This is a genomic window from Rhizobium fabae (genome assembly GCF_003985135.1).
GTDB classification, from domain to species: domain Bacteria; phylum Pseudomonadota; class Alphaproteobacteria; order Rhizobiales; family Rhizobiaceae; genus Rhizobium; species Rhizobium pisi.
Genome location: NZ_ML133654.1, coordinates 103640 through 128618, shown reverse-complemented (window position 1 = coordinate 128618; position 24979 = coordinate 103640). Strand labels below are relative to the sequence as shown.

Below are 24979 nucleotides of genomic sequence, written 5' to 3'. Positions count from 1 at the left end.
AAAGCGCGCATCAGATGATACGCGCTTTCCTGATATTGTATCCCTATTCCGCAGTCTGCAGGTATCCCTTCAGGCAGGTACGGCGTCCTGCTCGGGCTGACGGACAATGCGCCCGGTGCTGGCGTCAGCGACGGCCTGGCGCAATGTCTCCACGACCCTGACGATCTCAACCTCCGTCATCTGAGCATAAAGCGGCAGGATGACGGTTTGCCGCTGCGCCGATACGCTTCGCGTCAGGCTGGTGGCGGCGCGATGGGAGCTCTGATCGGCATAGGCGCCTTCCAGATGAATGTTCATCACACCGCGTCGGGTCGATATCCCTTGATCGAGCAGCGCCTGCATGACTGCCCGCTGGTCGATCTCATCAGACAATCTCACGCAGAAGCTTTGCCAGTTGCTGCGTGCCCAGCGGGGCTCGGCCGGAATCGACAGACCTGGGATCGCCGACAGACGCTCGCAATACTGCGAGGCAATTCGCCGTCGCTGGGCAATCAGTTCCGGCAGCCGCCGCAGCTGCACCCGTCCGACAGCGGCCTGGAGGTCGGTCATACGGTAGTTGTAGCCCAGCTCATCATAGTCCTCGAAGATCACCTGCTTCGAGCCGTGGCGGACAGCGTCGGTGACGCTCATGCCATGCTGACGCCACAGCCGGAATTTCCGGTCATATTCCGGATTCACAGTCGTCAGCATACCGCCATCACCCGTGGTGACGACCTTTCGGGGATGGAAGGAGAAGCATGCAATGTCGCCATGCGGTTTGCCAATCTTTTCCCAACGCCCTTCCCAGAGGATTTCGCTTCCCGTCGCACAGGCCGCATCTTCGATAACCGGTATCGAGTGGCGCTTCCCGATCTCCACGATGGAGTGGAGATCACAAGGCATGCCGAGTTGATGCACGCAGAGAATTGCCTTGGTGCGGGGCGTGATTGCCGCTTCGATCAAGCTGGGGTCGATATTGTAGCCATCCGGCTCGATATCGACGAAGACGGGCACGGCATCGCAGTAGCGAACAGCGTTCGCGGTGGCGATGAACGAATGGCTGACCGTGATGACTTCATCGCCGGCGCTGACGCCGACCGCCATCAAGGCGAGATGAAGCGCGGTCGTGCAGTTGGAAACGGCGCAGGCATGCGGAGCGCCTACAAAGGATGCAAATTCGCTCTCGAAAGCCGCGACCTCGGGTCCCTGCGTCACCCATCCCGACAGAATGACGCGACGCGTGGCCTCGGCCTCTTCCTCTCCGAGGACGGGTTTGGCGACGGGAATTGTGGATTGAGGTGAGCTCATGCTGCCGCTCCCCCCGCGACGGTCTGCTGCTGCCACCAGGCAACGAGATCGCGAAGCCCCTGTTCCATTGATATCTCCGCCTTGAAACCGAGGAGCCGTTCGGCCTTGCTGATATCGGCGAGACGGCGGGTTACGCCGTTGACGGTCCGGGCCTCTTTGTGCTGTGGCTCGAGTGAAACGCCCATAACGCTGCTCAGCATCTGAGCGAGTTCCAGGAGGCTTATTTCCTGGCCGCTCGCGACATTGAAGACTTCGTCCGTGACGTCGCTCTTCGCGGCGAGAATGTTTGCCCGCGCGATGTCGCGTGCATCGACGAAGTCCATCGTCTGGCTGCCATCTCCATAGATGAGGGGCGGCATTCCGGCCGCCAGGCGCTCCATCCAGCGGATCAGAACCTCCGTATAGGCGCCGTAAACGTCCATTCGCGGCCCGTAGACGTTGAAATAACGTAGCGCGATATAGCGCAGGCCGTACATGTCAGCGAAGCTGCGAAGCAGCCCCTCGTTGAACGTCTTGGCCGCGCCGTAGATTGTCCGGTTATTGTAGGGATGATGCTGCTCGGTCGTCGGGAAGCTTTCGGCGAGCCCCAACACGGAGGCAGAAGAGGCTGCAACGACCTTCGACACGCCTGCCTTGACGGCGGCTTCGAGAACATTGAACGTGCCCTCGGCCAGAACATCGAAGGCGAGCCGCGGATCTTCCGCGCATTGCGTAATGCGGATGGCCGCCTGATGAAAGACGATGTCGACGCCCTCGAAGGTTTTTGCAAGCAGCGCTCTGTCGCGGATATCCCCCTCGATGATGTTGACGGAGCCACTTGATATTGCCGTGCTGAGATTATCCCGGCGTCCGCGCACGAAATTGTCGAGGATGATGATCTCACGCGGCTTTTCCAATGCGACGAGATCGGCAATATGCGACCCGATCAGGCCGGCTCCGCCGGTAATGAGTACTCGCTGATTTCTCACGATCTTCCTCCATGCGATATATCCAGCACAGGATCGGCCTCCGTGCGCCAGCGTATGAACTTCGCCGGCACACCGGCGACAACTGAAAACGGTTCGACATCGGAGACAACGACGGCGCCCGCTCCGACGATCGCCCCCTTCCCGATGCTCACGCCGGGAAGAATTGTGGCGTTGGTGCCGATATCGGCCCATGCGCCGATGCGGACCGGCTTGATTTCGAGATCCGTGCGAATGATGGGAACATCCACGGGTAGCGCCGTGTGGGTCGAGCCAAGCACCTTCGCGCCAGGCCCCCAGCCGACGGAATCCTCAATCACCAGGTCGCGCGCGTCGAAATAGGCCATCGGGCCGATCCAGACATTATCGCCGATCACGCAGGTGCCGTCGAAGCGCCCCTGGATATAGGCCTGGGCGCCGATGAACACGCCATTGCCGATTTCGAACGTTTCAGGGTGTTTGAAACCGGCACCGCCTGCGACCTGCAGCCCCGTGCCGCAACGCCGGGCGATAGCTTGCCAGATGGCTTTCCGCATCAGGGTGTCGACGACACCGTCACCGCTGGCGAAACGACCGTAAAGTTCGATCAAGCCAGCGCGCCCGTATGATTGCCTGAGCTCTTCGGCCAACCCGGCCAGGTAGGCAGGATCTACCGGCGCTCCATGACGGCCGTGGACCGCCTGCACGACCCGGGCCTCGCCCGCACGATCAGCTGACATAGGCGTACTCCAGCGCGGCGGCCACCTGATCGACGTGCCACACCGGCATCTCGGGATAGATCGGCAGCGAGAGGACCTCCCGTGCGGCGGCTTCCGAGATTGGGAAATCGCCGGTCTGGTAACCAAGGTCGGCATGGGCCTTCTGCAGATGAACCGGGATCGGATAGTGCAGCCCGGACTGAATGCCCTCCGCGCTCAGGACACGCTGAAGCTCGTCGCGATCGCGGCTTCTGATGGCATAGACGTGGTAGACGTGGCGACGGTCGGCTTTCTCGACAGGCGTCGTTAAATTTGCCGAGCCGCCAAGCAGCGACGAGTAGCGGCGGCCATGGGCGCGTCGCGCTTCGGTCCAGGCTTCGAGATGCCGGAGCTTGACGCGCAGGATCGCACCCTGAATGGCATCCATGCGATAGTTGAAGCCCTTCAGCAGGTGGTGATAGCGCTGTTCCTGACCCCAGTCGCGCAGCATGCGCATCGTCTTGGCTTGTTCGTCGCTGTTCGTAACGACGATACCCCCCTCGCCGCAGGCGCCGAGATTTTTGCCGGGATAGAAGCTGAAGCAGCCTGATGTGCCGATGCTGCCGGCGCGCGAGCCTTTGTATTGCGCTCCGTGCGCTTGGCAGGCGTCCTCGATGACCGGTATCCGGTGATGGTCGGCAATCGCTTTGATCGTGTCCATCTCGGCCATCTGACCGTAGAGATGGACGGGAATAATGGCCTTTGTCCGGGGCGTAATCTTTGCCTCGAGCTGAGCCGGATCCATCGTGAGCGTCACGGGCTCGACATCGACGAAGACCGGTCGTGCACCTGCATAGCAGATCGCCGATACGGTCGCGACAAAGGTGAATGGCACGGTGATGACTTCATCGCCGGGCCCGACGCCCGCCGCAAGAAGGGACAGATGCAAAGCGCTCGTCCCTGTATTGACGGCGATCGCATGCTTGACGTTGCAATAGTCCGCGAATTCCTGCTCAAGGCGGATGACTTCCTCCCCCAGGACGTATTGCCCCGAGGCCAGGACGCCGAGCACGGCGGCGTCGATTTCGCTCTTGATCGATTGATATTGTGCTTTCAGGTCCAGGAACGGGATCATGCAATGCGCCTCGCCTCTTCGAGCTCGATGATACGACCGCGCTGGGCGAGCGACCGGCTTGCTGCTTCAAGGATGCGAACGACACGTAGTCCGGCCTGGCCGTCCGTAATGGGGCGCGAACTCTGCTCGATGCACTCGACGAACTGATCCAGTTCGCGTTTCAATGCCTCGGTCATATCGAGCTTGGGCGCCCACATGTCGCCGCTGCGGTAGCCGACCATCATCTGATGCACGTTCTCGCCATAGGCCTGAGAATTCGGGTTTAGCGTGATGCCCTTGTCGTAAACCTTGATTTTTTCGCTGGGCTCCAGATCGTCGTAAACGACCATCTTGTTGCTGCCGCCGATCAGCGTGCGGCGCACCTTGACCGGTGCCAGCCAATTGACGTGGACGTGGGCGATAAGCTTGCTTTCGAAGAAGAGCGTCAGATAGGCGATGTTCTCCGGCTCGCCGAGCACATGGCTCATGCCCGTCGCTGAAACTGCCACCGGCCTTTCCTGCACAACATGGTCCAGGATGGAGAGATCATGCACCGCAAGATCCCAGATAACGCTGACATCGTGCTGGAAGAGCCCCAGATTGACCCGAACGGAGTCGTAATAATACATGTCCCCCAGGCCGCTTTCGACCAGTTCGCGCATCTTGCGGACGGCGCCGGTGTGGACGAAGGTATGATCCACGGCCAGCACGAGGCGTCGGCGCGCAGCTTCCTCGACCATCCGCGAGGCTTCCTCCGTCGTCGAAGCCATCGGTTTTTCGACGAAGACATGCTTTCCGGCCATCATCGCCTGCATTGCGAGCTTGAAATGGGTGAAGACCGGCGTCGCGATAGCGATGGCATCCACTCTTGGATCGCGCAGGACTTCCTCGAAATCATCGGTGATCGTCACTGCGGGGTAGCGACTTTTGACAGCCGCCAACCGTTCGACATTGAGATCACAGACTGAAATGAGCTGCGCGCCGGCCGCTTCCGAGATGTTGCGAACCAGATTCGGACCCCAGTACCCATACCCAACAACGGCGATACCGATCATTGCACTTCTCCCAACGCTTGCATGTTGACTGATCGGTCATGAACGCGACCGATGATCCTGGCCGGAACGCCGACGACAATGGCGCCGTCGGGCACATCCTTGGTTACGACAGCGCCGGCGCCGACCTGCGCGGCCTCTCCGATGATCACGCCAGGCAGAATGGTGGCGTTGCTGCCGATCGACGCGTGGCGCTTGACCAGAGTGGGGATGACGACCCAGTCGGCTTCGGTCTGCAGACCGCCATCCGAATTGACGGCGCGCGGGTACGTGTCATTGGTGAACATGACCCCATGGCCGATGAAAACGCCGTCTTCCAGCGTCACGCCTTCGCATAGGAAGGAATGGCTGGAGATCTTGCAGTCTTTTCCGACGAGGACGTTTTTCTGGATTTCAACGAAGGTGCCGATGCGCGTTCTCGCGCCGATCGTGCACCCGTAGAGATTCACGAGATCTCGATGATGGATGACGCAGTCATCATCCAGCTTAACGTTCGATGCAATCATTACGCCTGCACCCCTTCAACAAGCCCCGCTTTTGGCTGAAAAACGATGGCCGCATGATGCATCCAAGGTTTCGTTTCAGCAGAGCGAAATATTTCTTCCCCTTCAAAAAGAATTGTTTTCTCCACTCAAGTAAAGAAACAAAACGTTTAAACTAATCCTCCTAAAGGAGTAGGGGCTTACGAAGGTTGGATGAGGATCGCATGCCGAAGTTTATGGTCATCGCCCAGCGACGACGAAAGATCACGCCCCGTTCGATTCCGTCCATAAACCGAAGACGGGTATGGTTTACATGGGTTTAGCGAAGTCAATTGAATATATACGGCAGCTTCATATAGAGACATGCCAACGACTTAGAAACTGAATGATCAGTTTAAAAACTTAAACCGTATTATGGGACTTAAGTCTTGGGGTAGCCACTATTGGTTACTGTTAGAACCACGGAAGTGTGGTATTAAATCAGCACTTTTGCTAAAAAAACTCCCTTGTTTACAAGGGGTATGAATATTCGACTTTTGGTTTAGGGCGTGAAAAAACTCGGGAGGATCGGGCTTTGGATTCAGTAAATATAAACCATAGACAGGAAAACATATCTCTTCCCATAGAGATAGAAAACGGTTCGGCAGTGCTTGCCCGGCCGTCAGGTCCAAAACATTCACTTGTCATTCTTGACAAGAGGGAGCTTGACCGGCACTGCCTTGCGCAATGCATGGCCGCCAACACGAAAGATTTTCTTGTTCTTGCGTTTGGATCCATTGAGGAGTGGAAGCAAAAGCGCGAAGAATATCCTCCACTTTCGGCAATCATCTTGAACGTCGGTGGCAGGATGGTCGACGATCCTGTCGTTTCGGAGCAGATCAAGAACCTTTCGTCCGAATTTGCGTCGACACCGGTCATCATATTGGCTGATAGCGACGATTTCGCCCAAATCGTCAGGGCGATCGACTTTGGAGCCAAGGGCTACATACCGGCCACCGTCAGCATTAGCGTCTGCATGGAGCTGATCGCGCTATCGGTAGCAGGAGGACTTTTCGTTCCCGCAAGCGCCCTGTTCGCCATGCGTCACTTGCTGCAGTCGAGCAGCTCGACAGTGCACCCGATGGCCGGGATATTCACAGATCGTCAGGCCGAAGTCGTAGCGGCACTGCGGCGCGGAAAGGCAAACAAGATCATTGCCTATGAGCTCAATCTGCGGGAAAGCACCGTCAAGGTGCATGTTCGCAACATCATGAAAAAGGTCAAGGCAACGAATAGGACCGAGGTCGTGTTCAAGCTCAACGATCTCTATCCCGATAGTCTCGCCGGCTCGGGGATGAACAGGGAACTGTGCTGATAGCGCAGCCAATCAAGTCTCTTTCACCTCACAAGCACATCTTGCCTTAAACTGTCCTCGGCGGCCAAAGCGAATTTGCCGCCGAAGCAGCGATCCGATTCATGTCGCCCGGAAGAATGCCGACAGGCGTGAAAACAAAGAGCTAAAGCGCGTTGCACGAATCCAGTTCGATGCGGCGCGCTTTAGCGCCGCGTTGCGTCAGGCCGTGCAGCATCGGCCGGAGTTTGCGGAAGTCGTGACGCGCGGCTTCGCTGGTGAGGCCGCCTCGCGTACATAAGTCAATTGCCAGCGATCACGAAGAAGGCCTGGAAAGCGCCATTCGGATCTTGCGCAACCGAGTTCTTTGTGAACGGGGAACCAGGCCCCTTGCAAGATACCTGACATATCGGAACTCCGGCAAAGGTGGCACGTTCGGCCTTAGGCTGTTCAGACGCAGTTTGATCATCAGGCCATCTATGCCCAGGAAGAATCGCAGGGGCCAGCCAAGATCACGTTTGAAGCGTCGAGATCCCACACGCTCGCCAGTTTCGGTCACGGCAACGGGGACATGACGAAGAGCGTTCGCAAGATCCGGCTTCTGACAACGCTCAAGAATATCGGCAACCCATGAAAGCCATTCGTGATCGCTGCGCCTGGGAAGCTGGTGGATGCTTTTTCGATCATTCCGAGGCCTTCCTGAAGCAGCCCGATCGCCCGGCTGCTCGAGGATGAGGCGCACGCGCCTGAGTTCGTCGTGGGACAGGCACGGATAGAAGTCCTGCAACCTCCGCGCCCGTTCGAAATGCCCCTTGCAGACCAAAGCAAGGAGGAAATAAGCCCATTCGATCGGATCCGGGTCAGTCGCCCCATAGTCGATCATCGTTATCGTGATCAGGTTCACCATAAGGTCATAGGCGTGATCAGCATCGCCCTCGCGCAATGCGCAGATGGCAAGACGGAGTTTAGCCTCCGGCAGATAGGACACATAGCCCAGACAGCTGAGGTAGCAGCACTTGGCCTCCTCCACCCTGCCCTGCTCGAGAAGCAAATCGCCCTGCTTCAGCAAGGCGCGATCGCTCGCCTCGCCAACAACATGGATGCTCTCTTGCTGTGAGGTGCGTTCGACCTTTATCAGATCGGCGAAAGGCCCGAGCTGGATGATCTTTTCGCCAGATCGCAGGCCTCTGTTCAGCATGAACCATTGATATATTTGGGGTCTGTGGTTCAGCGTGTGACGCGCGTGGACCAAACTATGACCCGCCGCCGAAATGCGCTGTATCTCGGCGGGATGGGCAAGGAGGTATTCTAATCGTTCAACCACGTCGCGGTGGTCGGTAAAGACGCAATTCTCCATGTCGACAAAGCCGGCAGCCTGCAGCCCGGCCGTTCGTTCCGTCACGAGACAGGAATTCGCCGCGGGTATCTCAAAATGCTTTCGCACGACTTCGCCGGCCATGGTTCCACATGTCGGCACGAAGAGGCTGGCGTTGAGCGCGCGCGCATAGGCCTCTCCTGACAGCAGCTGGGAGGCAAGCTTGCTCTCATAGCTATGTTGCGGCGAAACGAGGCAGGGGTAGTGGTCGCGGATGATCGGAAAGACCTTCTGCCGCCAGGGGTAAAGGCCGTTGACCTGGCCCGTGAGCGTCACAGGTATGATCTTGTGATGGTGATAGTCTTGAAAGACTTCGGGATCGATGAAATTCGGCCAGACGAACAGGTTGTCCTTCAGCTCCGGCATATATTCCGGAGCCAGGGTCGCAATAGAGAAATATGTCTCGATGCCCCACTGCTCCATATCGGAGAGGAAGCCGCTACGCCGGTCGCACCATGGATCGGCGTTATGAAGTCCCAGTTTCGGAACGCCGGCGTAAGCACTGGTATTGGTGATTCTTATCCGCCGTGAGCCGTGTGACCGGTAGCCGCTCTCAAACAACGTCAGATCCGGCTCGTACCTTTCACATATCTCTGCGTAATCACAGTCACGGTTTACGACGACGACATCAAAGTGCGTGCTGAGGCATTTGACCTGCTGCTGCATATGCAGCAGCAGGTAACCGGCTGCGTTTGCATTGGGCTGATGATCCCATTGAAAGAAAACGAGCTTCGGTTTGCGATGAGTGTCGATACTGTTCATGTCCCTATCGCGTGGCTTCCGAAACAGGAAGACCGACCGCCGGAACAGGCAGATGCGTGTAAGCCGGTTGCGCAGGCCTGACGCTAGGCATGTTCCTCGATCCGCCGGAGAGCTTCCACTCGAAATAAGCGATCGTTTTCTCAAGCCCTTCACGCAGGTTCACCGTCGGCTGCCAGCCCAGTTCCTGCTTTGCGCGGCTGATATCCGGTTTGCGCTGCGTCGGATCGTCGACCGGCAGAGGCTTGAAGACAATGCCTGACCTCGACCCCGTCATTTCGACGACCATTTCGGCCAGTTCCCGAACCGTGAACTCTCCTGGGTTGCCGAGATTGATCGGGCCGGTAACGCCATCAGGCGCGCCCATCAGGCGAATGAAGCCTTCAATCAGATCATCCACATAGCAGAAGGAGCGTGTTTGCGTACCGGCTCCGAAGATGGTGATCGGCTCGTTCTGAAGCGCCTGAACGATGAAATTGGAGACGACGCGGCCGTCATTGGTCTGCATTCGCGGCCCGTAGGTATTAAAGATCCGCGCCACCCGAATTTCCACGCCATATTGGCGGTGATAGTCGAAGAACAGAGTCTCGGCGCACCGCTTGCCTTCGTCGTAACATGCCCGCGGGCCGATGGGATTAACGCTGCCTCGATACTCCTCGGGTTGAGGGTGGACTGCCGGATCGCCATAAACTTCGCTCGTGGATGCCTGGAAGATCTTCGCCTTGGTGCGTTTGGCCAAGCCGAGCATATTGATGGCACCATGCACATTGGTCTTCACGGTCTGCACCGGATCGTGCTGATAGTGGACCGGAGATGCCGGACAGGCGAGATTGAAGATCTCGTCGACCTCCACATACAGCGGGAAGGTAATGTCATGGCGAAGGATCTCGAAGCGAGGATCGTCGAGAAGATGCAGCACATTGTCGCGCGAACCGGTGTAGTAATTGTCCACGCAGAGGACGTCGTTGCCCTCTCGCAAAAGCCTTTCGCACAGGAATGACCCCAGAAATCCGGTGCCGCCGGTGACCATAATTCGCTTGTGTCCGTGCATTGGTGTGCTCCGTTGTTGATGATTGCCTTCAGGACGAGAAACAGGTCAGCAAGCTCCCTTGCCCTTTAAGACCGCAGGAATTGTGCTGAGAAGGATGTGCCAGTCGAACCACAAGGATCGGTTGTCGATGTAGAACCCGTCGAGTTGCTGCTGCAGCTCGATATCCGCATCGCTTCGTTCGGATATTTGCCAAAGGCCCGTGAGACCCGGCGTGACGGACCGGCGCTTGTCTCGAAATTCGCTATCCATCGCCGAGAGGTGATATTCCGGAAATGGACGTGGTCCGACGATGGCCATCTGGCCCGCGATGATGTTCGCCAATTGCGGGAGCTCGTCGATGCTCGAAGAGCGCAGCATATGTCCGATGACCGGAAGGATGCGCGGATCATCCTTGAGCTTGAAGTGGCTCAACCACTCGGCGCGCATGGCAGGATTGTCTCGGAACAGTGCTTCAAGGCGCTGTTCTGCATCCTGGTACATCGTCCTCAATTTCAGGACGTGCACCGGCTTGCCGAACCGTCCTTCCCTGGTATGCCGGAAGAAGACGGGGCCCGGATCGATGGCATAGATTGCGGCCGCTGCAATCCCGATGAAGGGCGTGACTACGATCGCTGCAGGGATGGCGATTGCGAGATCGAAGATCCGGCGAACCAGATCCGAGTTGACCGAACTCCCGCCGGTGGTCAGGCGAATACCGATCTCTCCGCCGACATCGGCAGGCCGCAATCCGCTTACCTTGAGGCTCGGCGTGTCGCATAGCAAGATGACTTCGGTGAACTTCCGACGCATCGCCGCCAAGTCGGGCACAAGCGAACCTGCGTCGCCCGCAATGACGGCAATGGATGGTCCGCCATCGGGCAATGCCTCCAAAGTATCGGGGGAAAAGGGCTCGGGCCTGATGCCAGACTGCCAGTGGTCCGTGAAATGCGCCACGAGTGCCGGAGTAAGGTTGCGCCCTCCGATCACAACCGCGCGCTCCCCCCACATTCCAAGTCTAAAGCACAGGGCTCGTGCGAGCCAATGTACAAATGGCTGAATAATCAGCCCGAGACCGAGGAACACGACAATGGCAAGCGGCAATCGTTCCGCCTCCGGCAGGACAATTGCTCCGAATGCCGCCAGGACAGCCACCTTGACGGCAGCTATCGTGCGCCGCCGCAGATGTTCGTGGTCATGCAACCGATATCCAGGATAGAGGCCGGCCGATGCGTAGAGAATAATCGCAGCGAGTGCTGCGATCGTGAACGCGCGCTCAGCTATCGTGCCCTCCAAACCACCGGGGAGAAAGGACAGCAGAACAAAATATGCAATCAAATAGCTTGCAATGTCGCCGGCGACCAGAAAGGACGACGTTGCAAGCCGAGGAAAGCGGCGCCGTAGTGCGGCTGAAGTATTCAACCCTGCCTGTATAAAGGGATCGACGGTTGTGGCTGCTATAGGCGGCACGGAACTTGCCGGAATCGCCCGCGACGTCATGTCATTTGATGTGGATGCCTTCGACCGGCCTGTTGTCATCGCTGACGGCGCAAACATGACGCTTTTACTCCCCTACTACATTTGTCCCGACGCGCCCGATCCAGAAACGGCCTCTTCGATCGGAAACTTCCGAAGTCCCAGTCTCTGGAATGCTGTCAATGAGATGAAGGTCGGCACGACGAGCGCATAGCGCCGCCACAGCCGTCGCGGCTCGCACAAAAGACGAAACGCCCATTCGAAGCCGCTTCTTTGAATGAACCTTGGAGCTTGCCGCTTGAGGCCGGCGTGGAAATCGAATGCAGCTCCGACACCGATGAGCATCGATGCTTCCAGGCGATCGCGCATGCGCGCCATCCAGAGCTCCTGCTTGGGACTGCTCAGCCCGACCCAGATGATATCGGCGCCGGACCGATTGAGCCGGTCTGCAATATCGGCTTCCTCTTGCGGTGACAGTTTATGGAAAGGCGGCGCATAGGAGCCGGCTATCTCAGCGTCCGGGAATCTCGCGAGAAGGCGCGCCTGCAACTGCTGCAGCGTCTCGGCCGTTGCGCCGTAAAGGAAGTGGCGTATACCCCTCGATGTGCCGGCCTCGAAAACAGACAGCATCAGGTCAGGTCCGTAGACCCTGTCGCTCTCCAAATGGCCGGCGCGCTTCAATGCCCATACCAACGGCATGCCGTCGGGGGTCACGAGAAACGCCCGGTTATGGATCGACCGAAGCTCCGGATCATCTTGACACCGGACGACGCCGTGTGCGTCGCGAACGCACACATATTCCTTCCTGCCGTCTTCGATCGCTTTTTGAATAAATCCCGTCGCGCTTTTGAGATTTACTGCCGAAATGCGAACACCAAGGACATTGGTCCATCCCATGGAGCCCTTCGGATTAAGAACTGAAGTTTGGCCGCTGTCTTCTGTTTGTTTTCTCATGACATGCGCTTTCGCGTTCTAAACTGTCATTAGAATATGCTTTCAAAGCGTTTGCCTCCATACTTGCAGTTCCAACTATTGGACGTAGATGCGACTTCATATTTCTACGCCTTACGCCGGGATAAGTTACAATATTAGAAGTAAGGTAATGTACCCCTACTACTTTTGCCGTTGCTCTTTTTGATGAGTACCGTCCCGAAAGAGCGGTTTCATCTTCGCAAAGCCGCAGAAGATAGCCGCTATCGCGCGAACAAAGCCGGGAGAGAGAGATGGGGAACCCGACAGGCGAGATGATGATGGCCTGGCTGACGAGCCGTGAGCTGCCCAGTCGGAGAAGGGTCGTAGCCAAGCGGGTTTCCCCGTCGGGAATTTGATGCAGATACTCTGTATCGGCGTATGCCTGCGAATACCGCTCGTCGCGGCGCCCTTTTTGTTAGTCGGCCGGCGCGACTACGCTTCCGGTGTCCGCCCCAGCCTTCTGAAGATCCAGCAGACTGCCAAATTCTCCTGAACGCATGATCCCTGGAGATATTCGGAAGCTCTTGTCGTTCAAATTGCCGATGTAGCGGTTATGTGCGAACTGTACGTATCCGGGCCCGTGGTCAGGAGCGTAGACATAAGCTGCAAGCCCACTGCTACTGTCGATCGACACGGTATTGCCTTCGATACGATTCGGGCTTGCCCATGGCGGACGCCAACCCCGGCCGGTACTGTCATCAACGCGAAAAGCCGCGCCCGATCCGTCTGTGATGACGTTTCCCACCACCAGGTTGCTCCAACCGCCGTTGATGCCGATCGCAGTGATGTTGCCGGAGAGTGTATTTCCCTCGATCCGCAGCCCGCTCGCCTTCCCATCCGTATAGATCGCCCAGCTGATAGGAGACGGCCATTCGCTGGTATTCTCATATCCGGGAGGCCAGAACGTCCCATCGACCCTGTTCATGAGGTGACCTGTCCCGGTCACGAGATTGTAGCGGATGGTGCTGTTCAGCGGGTCGGCTTGCTCGCCCATCATCTTGATGGCGCCGCCATCTGCCGTCTGCTGATTGGCGTTATGGATCACGTTGTGTTCGATCACAGCGTTATAGACGGCGTCGTTGGAACCCCACAGCGAACCGCCGGCGATTCCGAACTGCGCCGTGTTTTCGATCAGGTTGTCGGCGATCCTGACATTGTCAGCCGCCTGGAACCATATTCCGGCAGTTTCAATGTAAACCTTTCCGATGTCATGGATATGGTTTGAAAGGATCCTGGCGCCGTTCGACTTACCGAACGTGCCATAATTTGTGCCGACGTAAATCCCGTTGCCGGCCACATCCGCAATCACATTGCCGGCAATCAACGCATCCTTGCTTTCCGACACATGGACACCGACGCCGACATTTTCGATATTGTTGCCGAGAATCTTAACGCCATCAGCGCGTTCGATCCGTATGGCGCCAAATCCTCTGGTCTCCGTAGAGAACTTGCCGCTGCCTTCAGGAGCTCCATCTCTGAGCTCGAGCCCTGAGATAACCATCCCACTGGCGCCGTCCAACTTGAAGAATGTCGGCAGAACCCCGGCAACAACGACGGAATTGGAGAACGCCTGTTCGACAGGGATATAATAAAGCTGGCCCGCGCCCAGGTCGTACCACCACTCTCCGGGAGCATCGAGCAAGGCCTTGGCTCCGCTCAGGAAATAGCGGCTGCCTTCAGCGGTAAAGAAATAGCCTGTGCCTTTCGTATAGACAGTCCGGCCCGGGCCATCGATGGATACGACCGGGAGCGTATCATTGCCCCACTGGCTTCCGGGTTGATACCCTCCAACGATGTCCACGACCAGTCCGCTTGTATCCCCCACTGTCGGAAGATCGCCGGCATGGAAACAAAAGCGCGTGTTTCCTTCCCGCATGTCGATGGCTGGCTCGCACTTCGCGGCAAACAACCAGCCCTTGCGTGGATCGCCATCAGCGGGAGCGTTGGGGAATCGAGCTCGAGTTTGGCGTATCCCATTGACGAAGAGGTCACCCACCCCTTCATCCGGTGCCAATTTCAGCGGCGCCGTCCAGTGGCCATCAGCCTGCTGCGCCCAGTCGCGCACGCGCGGGCCCCCATGCAAAATCGGTGCTTCATTGCATCTTGCCGTGAGGATCAAACCCGCATCGCGGGCGTCAAAGACGATCGGCTGCGCAAGGTAGTAATCGCCTTGACCCAACGCGATCGTGTTGGTGCCGCCCTTCTCGCGGGCAGCATCACGCGCTCTTTCAATGCTGGCGAAGGGGCCGTCGCCCCCCTGCTGGTCTGTCGTGGGAAGGCGGCCACTCCAGCTGTCTTTGCCATCGGGAGAAACGTAAAATATCGTCCGCGCCGCAGTGCTGCCGCTCAATAGGCCGCCTAGAGAAGTCCCATTCAATTTGTCCAACGAAGTCGCGGAGGCTTCCGCGCAAGTCGCCTCCCTGACGAGCATCTGAAGGTGCTCGGGCGCATCTATCTCTGTCCCGACCGAAGCCGGATTGCCGGACTGCGGAAAAAGCATAACAGGCAAAATGCTCAGGATCGGTCCAAAACGCCGCCTCATGATATCTGCAACCCGCTCGTAAGGCCACGCGTGGGCGCCTGCCAAGATGGCGAACGGCTGGTCGATACCACGGGCGCGTACAGCGAAAACATGATGATGGCTGCGGCAAACAGGATGAAGATGGCGTCATTCTGAGCGAAAAAAATACTCTCGGTCAGATTCATCACGAGAATCATAATCGTAAAAACATTGAGCCAGAGCCAACCGTACTGCGGATCATGACATTGAAGGCTCGCGCCCTGGCGGATTGCATGGAGAATTAGCATAACAAACGGGACCATTCCCATGATTCCAAAGCTCAACAAGATATCGCGATATCCATTATGCGCGTGGGGCGCCGCCCATCCGAGCATTAACCAGATGTGCGTCGCTTCCGGGTTGTCGACTGTCCAAAAGGCCTGGTAGCCATAGCCGAGCATCCAACGATTGGATATTTCGCGATCAACCAGCTCCCACAATGGCACCCGCCCCGTCAAAGTCGCGTCCTTGCCGAGCGCTTCAAGGGCCGGAACCAGGAACTCGTGAAGCGAAATCAGAATGCCGACAGCCAGCTGAACGAAAAACAGGACGATGACGACGCGGCCAATGCTGCTGCTTCTTTGCAGCAGGGAATAAAAGCCGATCAGGCAATAGGCCACTGACGTTGCAATGGTCGCGGTCATCGATCCGGAGCTTGCAAGGCAGATCACGCCCGCGGCCAGCAAGATGAACGCGGTTCGCCGCAGGCCGAGCGTCCCGTCGATCAGCACGGCCGACGCCACCAAGATCATCAGAGACGCGTACCAGCCCAGGACGTTCTTATGAATGAAGACGCCCCGCATAGTACCATCCGGCATATTGGCAAGGCTTGGTGACACCACTGACATAACCACACTGAGGACAATACAGGCTCCCAGGGTCACAAATAACAGGAGCAGCAGCTGCCTTGGCGTGAAACGTATCGCCAGGACATAGGAAAGAAGCACGCAAAACAAAAGGCCGATTGCCCGCCTCAAGCTCGTTGGAGGTCCTATTGACCACAGGGTAGACAAAAACGGCAAGACAAGGATCGAGGGAACAATCAGATTTCGCCTGAGCGCCGTTAGAAATTGCGGGAAATGGCGTATCAGGATCACGATTGTAAATGCATACACAGGAAAGCAAGGAAGACGCAGTATAGATTTGGCAGATTCGCTGAGTGTCCCGTCGGCATCTGCCAGCATAAGCGGCAGGATGGCGCCCGCCTGAAGAAAAATGGATATGCCGGCGCCCCAGCATTCTATGGTCCGCCAACTAATGCTTGGTCCGCCGGCAGTTTTGAGGCTATCTACTCTCATTATCCGTCTCGACTGACTTGAACAGACAAGCGACTATTGATCGCGGCGGATCAAAAACGGCCTTCGTGGCTGCACTGCTCTCAAGCAATCATCCAGCCACATCCGCAGTCAACCTGTCCTAGTGAAGGGCGGGCTACGCCTAATGCACCTTCGCTCCACCCAAAGACGATGTTGTGCGTAAGCTTTCAGCCGGTGTTTACCCAAAAGACGGGTCTTCATGACCGCGGATTGCCCTTAAGAGCAGATGTTGCGCATGTCCGTTCACCGGTACCGTGGCGATGAATGTCCTGTGACGCGTGGTAGGGAAGCCACGATTTCACTGGAATGAGGCAACAATTCTGACAGAGGTTCACTCTGCAGTCGAAGCCTGGAAGGTTTAGGATTGCTATGTTTCTGCGTCATGATCCTAGTTCTCTATGCACCGCGACGGGCGCTCTACTCGTCGTAACGATCTCATCGGCTCTGCGGGAGATGCTGTTCGGCCGACAAGGTATTTTGGATATCACCATCACCGAGGCTCTAAACCTCGATGGCGGTAAGGTCGGCCTCATGAGCAACTTTGCACTGCTGTACAGCGGTGCATCGCGGCAATCCGCCTGAGGGCGCGTCATGGAGCGGCCGGCCCTCAGTGTCCTCATCAACAATTACAACTACGCTCGCTTCGTTGGGCGGGCGATAGACAGCGTGTTGAGCCAAGACGCTGTCAACGTCGAGATAATCGTCGTCGATGACGGCTCTACCGACCAGTCGCGGTCTGTTTTGGAAGCCTATGACAGCCGCGTGAAGGTGATCTTTCAGGAGAACGCGGGACAGGCCGCTGCAATCAATACCGCAGTGGCATCCAGCATGGGCGAGATCCTCTGTTTTCTCGATGCCGACGACTGGTGGGCGCCGGGCAAGCTGTCGGCGACCGCTGCAGCGTTCCGCGCAAACCCTCAGGCGTCGCTCGTCTATCACCGACTGCAGCCAACGCTTGTCGATGGCACGCCCACTTCCAAGCCGATCCCTCGGACCCTGTGTTCGGGCGCTTTGTCGCCGCTGCTCACCAGATCGGCCGGCTGGTGGCCTTTTCCAATGACGTCGGCCGTCGCGGTGCGACGCAGCGCGTGGAATGCCGCGGGCAGCATTCCCGAACAATTCCGCATATCAGCCGATGCCTGGCTCGTGGGGATCTATCCGTTTCTGGGGGACGTCATCGCCATTCCGGATCCGCTTGGATTCTACCGCATCCACAATAACAACTGGTATCGCACGACCGAGGACGCCACCACGCTAAGGAGGCGGATGACGCACTGGAAGCGTACCGTTGAAGCAACGAACCTATTTCTCTCAGCTCATGAGCTGCCGGCAAGACTACATCTGACGGATCACTATCCCTATCGCATCGCGTCGGCAAAGCTGCAGGGAGCCGATGCACACACCCGGTTCAAGCTTGCCGTCGAGGGCCTCTTCTTTGCCGGCGAACCGAACCTGCTCAGGCGGACGCGCGATAGTTTGCGCGCGGCGCGCGGCCTGTCACGGCTCGGTCTGGACGTCGGCTTGTCGGAGGCAGCGACATGAAGGCGCTGCTCCTGGTTTCCGAACTGGAAGATTATACCATCTCGTTTGCCAGCGGCGTTGCCCAACACCTCGACGTTGTGCTTGCCGTGCCGCGCCGGCGCTACGCACATCTCGCCTCTTCCATCGATCCGGCTGTCGATCTGCACCTTCTGGACTGGCCAAGACACCGTTCTCTCTCCAATCCCTGGTTTCTGTACCATCTTACGCGTCTGATCCGGCAGGAACGGCCGAACCTCATTCATCTCCTCAGCAATTCTACACTTTGGCTGAACCTCGCCGTGCCGTTCTGGCGCCCGATCCCGCTTGTGACGACCGTTCATGACGTGGCAATCCATCCCGGCGATTCCGATACGCGTACGCTGCCCGGCTGGGCCCCCGAATTGATGGTGAAGCAATCCGGACATATTGTCGTCCACGGCGAGGGACTGAAGCGGCTGGTCCTCGACCGATATTCGAAATCGCCGGGCTGCGTCCATGTCCTGTCGCATCCCTCCATCCTTCGCTATGCGGAGCTCGCCCGGCAACAGAAAATGGCGCCGCGCGAAGCGGATGGAACTGTCCGCGTGCTGCTCTTCGGACGGATTTTTGCCTACAAGGGCCTGGAACATCTGGTCCGGGCCGAGGCGATGCTCAAGGACGCGCTTCCCAACCTGCGCATCACGGTCGCAGGTCGCGGCGACAATCCGCTGATATTCAAGCCGCTTATGGGGGATGCCAACCGCTACGATATTCGCAATCGCTTTATCGAGGATGCAGAGGTCGCCCAGCTTTTCCTGGATACCGACATCGTCGTGCTTCCCTACACGGAAGCATCTCAAAGCGGTGTGCTCAACCTTGCCGCTGCGTTTGGCAAACCGGTCATCGTTACTGATGTCGGCGAGTTGCGAGACACGGTTCAGCCCAATGGGCTGGGATTGGTGGTCCCTCCCGGAGATGCCAAAGAGCTCGCGGCAGCGATCAGGACATTGGCGGACAACGGCGCGCTCAGAAGCATTTTCGGCGACAACGCGCTCGAATGGGCCAAAGGACCGAATTCGCCTGAACGGGTCGGCGCCCAGGCTGCGGCTGTTTATCGGGAGGTTGTGGGATCATGCTGATGGAGGCCCTCACGGACAGAAATCGAATGGCTGTGGGGAGCGCGGCTAGCGTCCGCCACTATGTTCCGGGCGGTTGCGAGAACGGCGGCGGCATTGGCAGGCTGGTCGGCTATATAACAGAGACGGCGAAAGAGACCGGCACGAAACATTTCGTCACCGATACCAGAGGAGCTCGATGGTCGAAGGTGACGTCACCCGCACGCCTGCTCGGCGCCGTCCTGACGATGGCAAAGGACCGGATCGTTGCGCCAGCCCGCATTCACCATATCCATATCGCCGGCCGCGGCAGCACCTCCCGAAAACTGATCCTGACGGAGGCAGCCCGCTTGTTCGGGTGTTGCCACATGTTGCACCTGCACGACTACGATTACGCCGGCGATTTTGCACAACGCTCGCCGCGTCAACAGCGGCTCATACGTCGGATGTTTCAGAACGCCGATTGCGTTGTGGCGCTGGGCGAGCGCGATCGCTTGACGCTGACGACACTTCTTGGCGTTGACGAGCACCGCACGGTCGTGGCCCATAATTGCGTCCCCGACCCCGGGGCGCACAATATTCGTGTCGGCCAGACACCCTTGATCGTATTCCTCGGCCGGTTGAGCGAACGCAAAGGTGTCACGGAGCTCCTGTTGGCGCTCAGCCATCCGGTCATGAAAGCACTCCGGTGGCGGGCTGTGCTGGCAGGCGACGGACCCGTCGAGGATTATCGCCGTCAGGCTGACGCCCTGGCGCTTTCAGATCTGGTAGAGATGCCCGGCTGGCTTGACGCCGGTGAGGCGCGGGCCTTGTGCGCGCGTGCAGATATCCTGGTCTTGCCTTCGCACGCCGAAGGTCTGGCGATGGCCGTGCTCGAAGGGCTGTCCCACGGGCTCGCGGTCGTTACCACGCGCGTCGGGGCGCATGAAGAAGTCATTACCGACGGTGAAACCGGGATCTTCGTCCCCGTCGGAGACCCGAATGCCCTGGCTGCAGCCCTGGCCAAGCTGGTGTCCGATCCTGAAATCCGCATCCGGCTCGCGGCCCAGGGGCGCGCGCATTACCTCAACCACTTCAGCATGAGGGCCTATATGCGGTCGCTCGAGAAACTTTACGAAACCGTTTCCGCGAAACCTCAAGTAATGGTTGGCGCACGATGACGATTTCCACCCTTCCGCCCGACCGCAACCTTCCGATCTCGCCGATGCGCTATGATCCACGCTTTCAGGTCGAGACCAAGGCGGACCAATTCGATCTGGCAGCTGCCGTCGGTCTCGTCCGGCGAAGAATGATCATGATCATCACGATAGCGGTGCTGCTGATGGTGCCCGCGGCGATGATGATCTCTGGGTTGAAGCCCGCCTATCAGGGATCGGCCCGATTGATTATCCGCCAGCCTCTCGCAACATTACTTGGTGTGGACGATACCAGCCGCAATGATCTCATTGACGTGAAATCGGAGACCGAGCGGCTTCTCTCCAGAGGCATCTCAGAGCGAGTCGTCCGCGAGCTGCGGCTTAACGAGCTGCAGGAATTCAATCCAGCGCTGCGGAAGATCTCGTTCATTGACAGGATCCGAGCGACGTTGCGCAGCCTGTTCGACACGAAAAAACCCACCTTGCCGGCAGGAGACGGCATCGAAGCCACCATCCCGGAATATTATCAGGCGCTCGGCGTATGGCACGAAGATAAGAGTGAAGTTATCCAGATCAGCTTCACTGCGAATGATGCTGAACTCGCAGCCGCGGTTCCGAACCGGGTCGTCAGCATTTACCTCGATGAGCGGAAGGACAGTGTCCGTGGCCGCCTGGTTTCAGCGGGAGACTGGCTCCGACAGCGCGTCGCCGAACAGCAGGCTCGCGCAGATACCGCTCGCGACGCTGCCCGCAACTATCAAGAATCGATGGAGATCGTCTCGAAAGAGGATGCTCAGGATGAACGTATCAAATCACTCCTGGAACTCACTGGCCGCGAAGGGAAAATCGAGGAAAGCCGGGTTGAGGTAAAGGCGACGATATCCACGCTGGAAGCAGCGGATAACGCTTCTGCCGCGACGCAGAATATCGCCATGCCCGACAACATTGCCACAAAGCAACGCGACCTTCACGCGCAGGAGCAAGATCTCGCCCGTCTTCTTGAAACATATGACGGCAATGCCGAGGCCGTGGTGGATTTACGTGGGAAGATCGAACAATCCCGTGCCGATCTCGACCGTGCGACCAAGCAATATCTGCAAACGATGCGCGCCAAGCTTTCCGCACTTGATCATGAAGCTAGCGCATTGGAATCCCTCTTGGCTGATGCTCAGGAAAAGCGCACGCGCGATGCCCTGGCGCAGACGGAATTGACGCGACTGCAGCGTATTGCCGACAAGGAGCAAGCGGCACTCGACAAGCTTGAGGACCAGCGCCGCGACCTTGCCGCCAAGGCCAGGTTGCCGGGGGCGGAACTGGAGGTTTTCTCACCGGCTTCAGTGCCGCTCAATCCACAGGGGCGTGGACGGCTTTTCTATCTGGTGGGCGCCCTCCTGGCTGCAATCTCGGCAGCCGTAACGGCTGCTTTCGTGATCGAAATGTGGGATCGGACGGTTCGGAGTTTCGACCAGATAGCTGGAATAGCGCGCACGATACCGGCTGGCCTTATCCCGCGTCTGGCGCGGCGGGAAAATTCAAAAACGATGTTCGAGCATATGCCGGTCCCGATGTTTGACGAAGCAATCCGTACCGTGGTGCTTTCACTCAAGCAGTCCAACGGCGGCAAGTTGCCGAGCAGTATCGTCGTTACCTCGGCTCACAGCGGGGACGGCAAGTCGCTTGTCGCGAGATCGCTGGCTATCGAACTTGCCGCCGCCGCAATTCCGGTGCTGCTCGTCGATGGCGACCTTCGGCGGGGAAAACTCGATTCGTTTTTCAGGTCGGGGTTAGTGCACGGACTGAACGAATTCCTGAATGGTCAGGCCGATCTCCGCGACATCGTCTACCACCATCCAAGCGGTATCGATTTCATTCCATCTGGAAGATTCAGTCTCCAGCGGCGCGTCCGTTCGAACGGCCTGGCAGACATCATCGAGTTGGGGGGCGCGGCCGGCCGGATTGTCATCTTCGACAGCGCGCCGGTGCTCGCCTCGGCAGACACCGTGCATCTGGCTGCCCTGGCGGAAAGAACGCTTGCAGTTGTCAGATGGGGAAAAACGAGCCGCCGCGCATTCGAGTTCAGCCTGCAGCAAATGAAAGGCTCGCGAAATTCGGAAATAGTTGTGGCGATCAATAACGTAGATCCCAAGATACACGCCTTGTATAACTTCAGCGACTCGGAGTTATTTTCTAGATCTCTTATGAAGTACTACAGCTTAAAATCCTAATACATCATACAGAATCATCTGCTTCTGCATTCGTACTCGAGTTGGAGAGCATCATGGATACCGGAATGAGACATGACAGGAAAGTTGCGCTGATTACCGGCGTAACAGGTCAGGACGGTGCTTACCTGGCCGAGTTGCTCCTGGACAAGGGCTATATCGTTCACGGCGTCAAGCGGCGTTCGTCGTCCTTCAATACCAGTCGCATCGAGCATCTCTACGAGGATCCTCATGTCGAGAACCCGCGCTTCATCCTGCACTACGGGGATATGACCGACGCGACAAACCTCATCCGGATCGTCCAGGAAACGCAACCCGACGAGATCTACAATCTTGCCGCACAAAGCCACGTCCAGGTGTCTTTCGAGACGCCGGAATATACCGCCAACGCGGATGGGACGGGCACCCTGCGGCTGCTTGAAGCCATTCGCCTTCTGGGCCTGACCAGGAAGACCCGTTTCTACCAGGCATCCACCTCCGAACTCTACGGTAAAGTTCAGGCGGTCCCGCAGAACGAAACGACGCCTTTCTACCCCAGATCTCCCTACGCGGCTGCCAAGCTCTATGCCTTTTGGATCGTCGTGAACTATCGCGAGGCCTATGGCATGCATGCCTCGAACGGCATCCTGTTCAACCACGAAAGCCCGATCCGCGGCGAAACCTTCGTGACGCGCAAGATCACCCGGGCGGTGGCTGCCATCCATCTCGGCCTGCAGGACCGGCTCTTTCTCGGCAATCTGGATGCCAAACGCGATTGGGGACATGCGCGAGAATATGTCCGCGGCATGTGGCTGATGCTGCAGCAGGACGAACCGGAGGATTATGTTCTTGCCACCGGCGAAACGCATTCGGTTCGCTCCTTTGTCGAGAAGGCCTTTGCCAGGGTAGGCATGCCGATTGATTGGCGTGGGGAGGGTGTCGAGGAAAAGGGATACGACAAGATATCCGGCCGCTGCGTGGTGGAGGTCGATCCGGCCTATTTTCGGCCCACTGAAGTCGACCTTCTGCTTGGCGATCCGACGAAGGCGCACACAAAGCTCGGCTGGAAACACGAGATCAGTCTTGACCAGCTGGTTTCGGAGATGGTTCGCGAGGACCTGAAAGTCATGGCCCGCAATGTTCCGTTGGTCGGTGCGAACAAGGGCTTGGTCCATGCCTGAGGTCATCTACAGCCTTGCCGGAAAAAAAGTCTATGTCGCAGGGCACCGCGGCATGGTGGGCTCTGCGATCGTGCGGCGTCTCGCGTCCGAGGGCTGCGAGATCTTGACGGCCCTGCACGCCGAGGTCGATCTGAGACGGCAGGATCAGGTGGAGGCATGGATGGGAAAAAACCGTCCCGATGCGGTCTTCCTGGCGGCTGCGAAGGTCGGCGGCATTCTCGCCAATGATACCTATCCGGCCGACTTCCTCTACGACAACCTGATCCTCGAGGCGAACGTCATTCACGCCGCTTATAAAGTTCGCGTCGAAAAGCTGATGTTTCTGGGTTCGTCCTGTATCTACCCGAAATTCGCCGATCAGCCGATCGTCGAAGAGGCGCTTCTCAGCGGATCGCTCGAACCCACGAATGAATCCTATGCGATCGCCAAAATTGCCGGATTGAAGCTTTGCGCTGCCTACCGAAAACAGCACGGCAAGGATTTCATCTCGGTCATGCCCACCAATCTCTATGGGCCAGGCGACAATTTTGACCTCGATTCAAGCCATGTCATGCCGGCGCTGATCCGCAAGGCGCATGAGGCCAAGGTCAAAGGCGAGAAGGAAATACGCATCTGGGGCACCGGAACGCCGCTGCGCGAGTTCCTGCATGTCGACGATTGCGCCGACGCCTGCATCCATCTCATGAAGACCTATTCCGCCGAAAGTCACGTGAATGTCGGCTCAGGCGAAGACATCAGCATCCTCGAATTGGCAGGGCTTGTCGCAGAGGTCGTCGGATTCGAAGGCCAGATCACGCGAGATCTCACCAAACCGGACGGCACGCCACGCAAGCTCATGAGCGCCGACAAGCTCCGCGCGCTCGGCTGGTCACCGAAAATAGGACTGAGGGAGGGCATTGCAGACGCCTACCACGCCTTCCTTGATGGGCATTATCTCGAGCGAGGCAACGGGACTGTGTCCGGCGATTTGATCGGTCAAAGCGACATCAGTTTTGAGAGGGCCAAGACCTCCGCGCGGCATGCGCCCACGCACGCGACAGTCGCACATCATCCCTCGCGATAGCGAATTTGCGCGAGGGGTGAAGAAGGTTTTGCTTGGGGGGAGGCATATGCTGGGACCAGTAGAAATCAGGATCGCAGCACTAATTTTCGTAATAGCGGCGTGGGTGATAATTATCGGTGCTCTAATGGATCTTTTCCCGGCCGAAATGCCAACATCGCTTGTCGCGCTATTAAGCGGGTAGTCCACGTCGGGTGACTCCGCGGGATTACCCTCGGCTCGACTGTCGGACAACAATCGTTCCAGTAAAGTCGACAGACGCGGCCGCACCATGTGCGAACAGCAGGTCTACCCCTTCCTGAAGCAGGGCGTTCAGTTTCTCCTCGCCGATTTTTGGGCGAGGTCGTGCCTTACCCGCATTGAGCACGCCGATAGCAGATCTGCGAAAAGCGGG

Annotated in this window: 20 protein-coding genes; 8 read left to right on the top strand and 12 right to left on the bottom strand. The window is 57.9% G+C overall.

Features of this window, described 5'->3' with window-relative positions:
• Nucleotides 1–69 precede the first annotated feature (69 nt).
• Genes EFB14_RS21215 through EFB14_RS21190 form a run of 6 tightly spaced genes read right to left on the bottom strand, consistent with a single transcriptional unit; the run spans nucleotide 70 to nucleotide 5601 of the window.
• On the bottom strand, nucleotides 70–1287 hold the full coding sequence (locus tag EFB14_RS21215; protein ID WP_126828716.1) for a DegT/DnrJ/EryC1/StrS family aminotransferase: 1218 nt from the start codon (nucleotides 1285–1287) through the stop codon (nucleotides 70–72).
• Entirely contained in the window at nucleotides 1284–2255 is a 972-nt protein-coding gene (locus tag EFB14_RS21210; protein WP_125844203.1) for an NAD-dependent epimerase/dehydratase family protein, read from the bottom strand. Before EFB14_RS21210 ends, EFB14_RS21215 begins: the two co-directional genes overlap by 4 nt.
• Nucleotides 2252–2971, bottom strand: a complete 720-nt coding sequence (locus EFB14_RS21205; protein ID WP_126828714.1) for an acyltransferase — start codon at nucleotides 2969–2971, stop codon at nucleotides 2252–2254. Before EFB14_RS21205 ends, EFB14_RS21210 begins: the two co-directional genes overlap by 4 nt.
• Entirely contained in the window at nucleotides 2961–4064 is a 1104-nt protein-coding gene (locus EFB14_RS21200; RefSeq protein WP_126828712.1) for a DegT/DnrJ/EryC1/StrS family aminotransferase, read from the bottom strand. The genes EFB14_RS21205 and EFB14_RS21200 overlap by 11 nt, the downstream gene beginning before the upstream one ends.
• On the bottom strand, nucleotides 4061–5098 hold the full coding sequence (locus EFB14_RS21195; RefSeq protein WP_126828709.1) for a Gfo/Idh/MocA family protein: 1038 nt from the start codon (nucleotides 5096–5098) through the stop codon (nucleotides 4061–4063). Before EFB14_RS21195 ends, EFB14_RS21200 begins: the two co-directional genes overlap by 4 nt.
• The gene (locus EFB14_RS21190; RefSeq protein ID WP_126828707.1) at nucleotides 5095–5601 is read right to left on the bottom strand and encodes an acyltransferase; all 507 of its coding nucleotides are present in this window, start codon (nucleotides 5599–5601) and stop codon (nucleotides 5095–5097) included. Before EFB14_RS21190 ends, EFB14_RS21195 begins: the two co-directional genes overlap by 4 nt.
• Nucleotides 5602–6151: 550 nt before the next feature.
• On the opposite strand from EFB14_RS21190, the gene EFB14_RS21185 reads away from it, so the two are divergent.
• Complete coding sequence (locus EFB14_RS21185; RefSeq protein ID WP_126828705.1) at nucleotides 6152–6931, top strand: response regulator transcription factor; 780 nt, start codon at nucleotides 6152–6154, stop codon at nucleotides 6929–6931.
• 292 nt (nucleotides 6932–7223) lie between these two features.
• Here the strand turns inward: EFB14_RS21185 and EFB14_RS21180 are convergent, their stop codons facing one another.
• From EFB14_RS21180 to EFB14_RS21155, 6 genes are all read right to left on the bottom strand, one after another.
• The gene (locus tag EFB14_RS21180) at nucleotides 7224–9044 is read right to left on the bottom strand and encodes a glycosyltransferase (RefSeq protein ID WP_126828702.1); all 1821 of its coding nucleotides are present in this window, start codon (nucleotides 9042–9044) and stop codon (nucleotides 7224–7226) included.
• Between the two features lie 4 nt (nucleotides 9045–9048).
• A complete protein-coding gene (locus EFB14_RS21175; RefSeq protein ID WP_126828700.1) occupies nucleotides 9049–10092 on the bottom strand; it encodes a UDP-glucuronic acid decarboxylase family protein in 1044 nt (347 codons plus the stop codon).
• Nucleotides 10093–10137: 45 nt separating this feature from the next.
• Nucleotides 10138–11625 carry a sugar transferase gene (locus EFB14_RS21170; RefSeq protein ID WP_126828698.1) on the bottom strand — a complete coding sequence of 496 codons (1488 nt, stop codon included), beginning with the start codon at nucleotides 11623–11625 and terminating at the stop codon, nucleotides 10138–10140.
• 18 nt (nucleotides 11626–11643) lie between these two features.
• On the bottom strand, nucleotides 11644–12498 hold the full coding sequence (locus tag EFB14_RS21165) for a WecB/TagA/CpsF family glycosyltransferase (protein ID WP_126828696.1): 855 nt from the start codon (nucleotides 12496–12498) through the stop codon (nucleotides 11644–11646).
• Between the two features lie 433 nt (nucleotides 12499–12931).
• A complete protein-coding gene (locus tag EFB14_RS21160) occupies nucleotides 12932–15058 on the bottom strand; it encodes a right-handed parallel beta-helix repeat-containing protein (protein ID WP_126828693.1) in 2127 nt (708 codons plus the stop codon).
• A complete protein-coding gene (locus tag EFB14_RS21155; protein WP_126828690.1) occupies nucleotides 15055–16374 on the bottom strand; it encodes an O-antigen ligase family protein in 1320 nt (439 codons plus the stop codon). Before EFB14_RS21155 ends, EFB14_RS21160 begins: the two co-directional genes overlap by 4 nt.
• Before the next feature lie 387 nt (nucleotides 16375–16761).
• On the opposite strand from EFB14_RS21155, the gene EFB14_RS21150 reads away from it, so the two are divergent.
• The 7 genes from EFB14_RS21150 to fcl are packed head-to-tail and all read left to right on the top strand — an operon-like array spanning nucleotide 16762 to nucleotide 24588.
• Nucleotides 16762–16974 (top strand): hypothetical protein, encoded by a 213-nt coding sequence (locus tag EFB14_RS21150; RefSeq protein ID WP_126828689.1) that lies wholly within the window; start codon nucleotides 16762–16764, stop codon nucleotides 16972–16974.
• A gap of 9 nt (nucleotides 16975–16983) precedes the next feature.
• Complete coding sequence (locus EFB14_RS21145; protein WP_126828687.1) at nucleotides 16984–17934, top strand: glycosyltransferase family 2 protein; 951 nt, start codon at nucleotides 16984–16986, stop codon at nucleotides 17932–17934.
• Nucleotides 17931–19031 carry a glycosyltransferase family 4 protein gene (locus EFB14_RS21140; protein WP_126828685.1) on the top strand — a complete coding sequence of 367 codons (1101 nt, stop codon included), beginning with the start codon at nucleotides 17931–17933 and terminating at the stop codon, nucleotides 19029–19031. The genes EFB14_RS21145 and EFB14_RS21140 overlap by 4 nt, the downstream gene beginning before the upstream one ends.
• Complete coding sequence (locus tag EFB14_RS21135; protein WP_126828682.1) at nucleotides 19025–20167, top strand: glycosyltransferase family 4 protein; 1143 nt, start codon at nucleotides 19025–19027, stop codon at nucleotides 20165–20167. The genes EFB14_RS21140 and EFB14_RS21135 overlap by 7 nt, the downstream gene beginning before the upstream one ends.
• Nucleotides 20164–22368, top strand: coding sequence for a GumC family protein (locus EFB14_RS21130; RefSeq protein ID WP_126828680.1), 2205 nt, complete (start codon nucleotides 20164–20166; stop codon nucleotides 22366–22368). The genes EFB14_RS21135 and EFB14_RS21130 overlap by 4 nt, the downstream gene beginning before the upstream one ends.
• A gap of 53 nt (nucleotides 22369–22421) precedes the next feature.
• The gene (gene gmd, locus EFB14_RS21125) at nucleotides 22422–23525 is read left to right on the top strand and encodes a GDP-mannose 4,6-dehydratase (RefSeq protein WP_126828677.1); all 1104 of its coding nucleotides are present in this window, start codon (nucleotides 22422–22424) and stop codon (nucleotides 23523–23525) included.
• Nucleotides 23518–24588, top strand: a complete 1071-nt coding sequence (gene fcl, locus EFB14_RS21120; protein ID WP_126828674.1) for a GDP-L-fucose synthase — start codon at nucleotides 23518–23520, stop codon at nucleotides 24586–24588. The genes gmd and fcl overlap by 8 nt, the downstream gene beginning before the upstream one ends.
• Nucleotides 24589–24979: the final 391 nt, after the last annotated feature.